Source organism: Cohnella sp. GCM10020058, from assembly GCF_042683485.1.
Taxonomy (GTDB): domain Bacteria; phylum Bacillota; class Bacilli; order Paenibacillales; family Paenibacillaceae; genus Cohnella.
In genome coordinates, this window is record NZ_JBHUJV010000040.1 from 1 (window position 1) to 4018 (window position 4018).

The following is a 4018-nucleotide window of genomic DNA, read 5'->3' on the forward strand; positions in this document are numbered from 1 at the left end:
TTTGCGCCGTTCGCGCCGTTTGGGGGCTTTTTGCTTTCTGCCACTCCTCAGCATCGTTATTGCCGTGATGCATTGGATGATGGCGGTCAGCAGTGTTACCCAATCCTTCATGCGGTGTTCTCCTTTCCAGAGGCCGTTCGTTCAACCTCTTTATATTTCTATTATATACTAGTACCAGTATATTGCAAGTGTTTTTGTACTTGTACCAGTATATTTATTGTGATAGGATATTGAAAATGGAGGCGAGGAGCATGGAGAAGCAGAACGCCGCGACGCGAGCAAAAGCGAAGTACAACGCCGCGAACTATGATCAGGTAAAATTTACGGTTCGCAAGGGCGGTCGCGACCTAATTGATGAAGCTGCAGGACGAGCAAATAAAAGCCGCAACGCTTATATACTGGAAGCAGTGAGGGAGAGAATGCGGCGCGATGGGTTCGAGTACGACGAAGACAGCCTCGGCGAATAGATGCCGGGGCTTCGTTTTTAAAAAAAAAGAGAGCCCGGATGGCCCTCTTCATAATTTATTAGTTATTAATGCAAGCTGGTCAGTTTGTCCGCCCAACTTGTTTTTTACAGTGAACTTTCCGACTGTATAAGCAGTAATTTTTATTTCGTCGCCAACTTGGATATCTCCACTATTTGATGTTGAAAGTATATCGAGTATGGTCCCATCATCAGCAGTGCCTACAACTTGAGCATTTATGCCATTCTTTCCGTAGTCACTCTTTGGAGGGTAGTCTTCAACAATTGTCACGGTTACGGTATAAGCAATTGGCGTGCCGTAATAATTCCACGGAGCCTTGAATACAGATCCTGCTTTAACATTTTTCGGAGTTACAGGTTGATTGCCGATTGCTTCAAGCATCTTAATTCCGAGCGGTAGATTTCCGCTTTCCGTTGCATCTACCTCAGCCATGTCCCATTTTGGATTCTTAGCGGCTTCTTTTGCAGCGATTTCTTTTTGCTTCTCTTCTTCTGCAGCCTTTGCTTTTGCTGCAGCTGCTTCTTCCGCCTTGGCTTTTTCTTCTGCTTCCTTTTTGGCCTTCTTGTCTGCTTCCTTCTTTGCTTTCTCCTCATCCTTAGCAGAAGCTTCCTTTATTGAGCTTGGCGAGGATGCGTTGGATATTGCGGGCTTATCTGTTCTAGAAGCAGCCTCATCTAAAGTGTCCGTGTCAGGAGTAGAGACCAATATAAGAATGAAAAAGACAACAGTAGCAACAATGTAGACCCAGCGCTTAAAAACTCTCCTCACTATCTTTTTGTAAATCCGAGGATAAATAATTCCAACAATAGACAAGAGAAACAGCAGAGTGAAAAGAACCAACATAGTTATGAAATCCCCTTTATTTAATCGTTCATTAAGTTAAAAAATAACATACTTGTCGACATATGACGATAATAAATTTCCATAACTTATATATTTTTTTGTGCCGACATAATCGGCGAAGGAATCGACAAGCCCGCCTGTTGAAGTAATGGGCGAGGTGATTGGGATGGATTGGGAATGGACCTGCCACATTAAAATAGCGTTGGTTCAGGTGAACGCTTCTCAGTTGGAATTGTCCGAAGCAATCGGCGTAAGCAGGAACACCATAACGGATTTGGCGAGAAACAAGACGCGTCCGCATTTATCGATCGCATATGACGTCGTGGATTGGTTAAACGATCGGGGCGAACAAATGGATATTCCGAAACGCTGGACCGTGAATGACATATGGGAAAGAAAAATATCCAAGTCGGACGTGCAAGATACAAGGTAACTATGCATATACATAGACCATCATCCACAAGAGGAGATGGTACAGTTGGGAGACAAAACGGTTTATCGTTTCCGCTATACGCTAGACAACCGCATCAAGTCTGTTGAGGCTTCGCAGGAGGCCGCAGGACAACGCAAAGACAGCATGGCAGCCGGATGGATCGTCATCGCGGCCGGCGCCGTGCTGTGCCTCATATGGTGGCTAATATGGTAAAGTCCTTTCACCAACGTATGGCCGAACTATGGACGATCAACAAGCAACGCCCACTTACGCCGCCTGAAATGGAAGAGATGCAGCATGTCCTGCAGCTTAACGCGGCGTATTGCTGGGATATGGCCAGCCTCGAAAACCTATCCCTCATTGCCTCCTTGATCGACGACACTCGCGAACAACTCGCTATCTGCGCCCTCATCGATGACCTTGAAAGAAACCCCCATTATACAAAGAAAAAGACGGACCCAAAGAGTCCGCCAAGTGCCTGATGTAATGTATGCGCAAGCCCTGGTGAATACTACTGGGGCTTTAGGTTAAATTTATGCGAACGTACGTTCCTAATTCGATTCACAAATTCGCCGCAGACTGTTAGAATGGGAGCAAATGTTCTTATTTTGACGAATCGAGGCGAGCAGCATGTACTCACCGAGCGACGCCATTTTAAAGTCAATCAGCGCTTTAACACGGAAATATGGGTTTGCGCCTACAGTTCGCGAGATAGCGGAGGCATCCGGGTTAGGACTAGGAAATACGCACCGATACTTGGAGAAGCTGCGAGAGAGTGGACAGATTGAATGGACTCCGCGCACTTCACGAACAATACGTATAGTGAAGGAGACTCGTTCATGAAACTCGATAAGCACATCGGCCGAACCGTCGTACTGATCTATGAGGACAGCAAAGGCACCATCACCCAGCGTCGTGTAACCGTCTCCAGCGTGTCGAATGGTCATGCCAAGGTATTTGACCACGACAAGCGCCAACCCCGCACACTATGCCTTGAACGCGTCTTGGCATGCCGCCCTGAGAAATCCCATGCCGGATGAGTTTAAGGGCCACGCCAGCGTCGGAGAGCTGACCATGATTCGCGATCTCGTCATCATGCCGTATATGCTTGATACGTTGGAGCTAGCGAAGAATGAGGTCGAATGGTCAGGCGGCATTCTCAAGAATCTATCTAAGAACTTCGGGGAACTTCTCATGGACATCATCACGGGGAATCTAGCGGACCTCCGGAGCGAGCTGCGCCGGCGCCAGATCAAAACGTGGGACATGGACCAGGACGACTTTGCCCTTTGGCTGGGATACAGCGCCCGCGGATACGAAACTAAATTCGGCATCACCAAGGAAGCCGCCCGATCGCAGATAAAAATAATGCTCGGTACATACATGGGACAAATCATCCAGAGCATGCGGCAGGTTCCACAGAACAGAAGGAAGACATAACAAAGCCCCGGCGAGGGTGGGTTCCGGGGCTGTATCTATAGAATATCAACATCGCCATTTTTTATGCGAATTTCCGAACGATTTAATTCTTTGCCCGTTTCGGCACAGTTCGACACATTTCGTGCAATATCTGCGTTTACAATTAGGTTCAGAAACAATAGTTACTCTTTTATCCCGAGGGAGCGCGGTAATTACCGCCGCAACCGGCTTAATCCTCCTCGTCCCACTCACAGATCTCTTCCATGTGAATGCCGAGAATAAAGGAGATGGTATACATCGCTTCCGGTGACATCTTGCTAGCGTCAGTACAAAAGAAAGAGATCATCCGGGGCGACCAACCCTTTTCTGGATTTTGTTTTGACCATCCTGTTCGTCGCGACAAGTCCACTTGTTTCATACCTCGAACAGTTAGCCAATACTTAAGCCGGCTTCTCCCAGGGGAGAAAGCCAATGATTATCCTCCTTACAGATTTTTTTACCATTATAACAAAGAGGAGCGTATAGTGACATGGCGATTATGGAATGGCTGGAGCAGTCAATTGCTGCCGGATCTGATACTACGCTTATGGAGTTAGATAAGCAGTACCGTGAGACTAGACTAAAAATTTCGGCACTAATTGCTGAAATTCAAAAGGGTTCATCTAATAGTGAACATTTGGTCGTACTTTTGGAGAACACTGTTGATGAGTACATGTTCACGATCGGGACGGCTTCATATAGACAAGGTTTTATTGCTGGTCATGAAAAATGAGGATGAACCGTACTTCGGGTAAGCCCCGGTACGGTTCATTGTTGATCGCCCACATCCTGCCCACAA

9 protein-coding genes are annotated in these 4018 nt (G+C 46.9%); 8 read left to right on the plus strand and 1 reads right to left on the minus strand.

Going from position 1 to position 4018, the window contains the following annotated elements; translation table 11 throughout:
- Positions 1-251 precede the first annotated feature (251 nt).
- On the plus strand, positions 252-467 hold the full coding sequence (locus ACFSR7_RS36435) for a transcriptional regulator (protein ID WP_378169623.1): 216 nt from the start codon (positions 252-254) through the stop codon (positions 465-467).
- A 48-nt stretch (positions 468-515) separates the two neighbouring features.
- Here ACFSR7_RS36435 and ACFSR7_RS36440 read toward each other — a convergent pair whose 3' ends face one another.
- The gene (locus tag ACFSR7_RS36440; protein ID WP_378169625.1) at positions 516-1328 is read right to left on the minus strand and encodes a hypothetical protein; all 813 of its coding nucleotides are present in this window, start codon (positions 1326-1328) and stop codon (positions 516-518) included.
- 166 nt (positions 1329-1494) lie between these two features.
- Here ACFSR7_RS36440 and ACFSR7_RS36445 point away from each other — a divergent pair, with 166 nt between their 5' ends.
- From ACFSR7_RS36445 to ACFSR7_RS36470, 7 genes are all read left to right on the plus strand, one after another.
- Complete coding sequence (locus ACFSR7_RS36445) at positions 1495-1761, plus strand: helix-turn-helix domain-containing protein (protein WP_378169627.1); 267 nt, start codon at positions 1495-1497, stop codon at positions 1759-1761.
- A 45-nt stretch (positions 1762-1806) separates the two neighbouring features.
- The gene (locus ACFSR7_RS36450; RefSeq protein WP_378169628.1) at positions 1807-1974 is read left to right on the plus strand and encodes a hypothetical protein; all 168 of its coding nucleotides are present in this window, start codon (positions 1807-1809) and stop codon (positions 1972-1974) included.
- Positions 1968-2243: a DUF7667 family protein gene (locus ACFSR7_RS36515; protein WP_483862659.1), complete on the plus strand. Its 276-nt coding sequence runs from the start codon at positions 1968-1970 to the stop codon at positions 2241-2243. Before ACFSR7_RS36450 ends, ACFSR7_RS36515 begins: the two co-directional genes overlap by 7 nt.
- Before the next feature lie 148 nt (positions 2244-2391).
- Positions 2392-2604, plus strand: coding sequence for a LexA family protein (locus tag ACFSR7_RS36455; RefSeq protein ID WP_378169630.1), 213 nt, complete (start codon positions 2392-2394; stop codon positions 2602-2604).
- Entirely contained in the window at positions 2601-2801 is a 201-nt protein-coding gene (locus tag ACFSR7_RS36460) for a hypothetical protein (RefSeq protein WP_378169632.1), read from the plus strand. The genes ACFSR7_RS36455 and ACFSR7_RS36460 overlap by 4 nt, the downstream gene beginning before the upstream one ends.
- Positions 2802-2835: 34 nt before the next feature.
- The gene (locus ACFSR7_RS36465; protein WP_378169633.1) at positions 2836-3201 is read left to right on the plus strand and encodes a YhjD family protein; all 366 of its coding nucleotides are present in this window, start codon (positions 2836-2838) and stop codon (positions 3199-3201) included.
- A gap of 508 nt (positions 3202-3709) precedes the next feature.
- The gene (locus ACFSR7_RS36470; RefSeq protein WP_378169634.1) at positions 3710-3952 is read left to right on the plus strand and encodes a hypothetical protein; all 243 of its coding nucleotides are present in this window, start codon (positions 3710-3712) and stop codon (positions 3950-3952) included.
- The last annotated feature ends 66 nt before the right edge of the window (positions 3953-4018 follow it).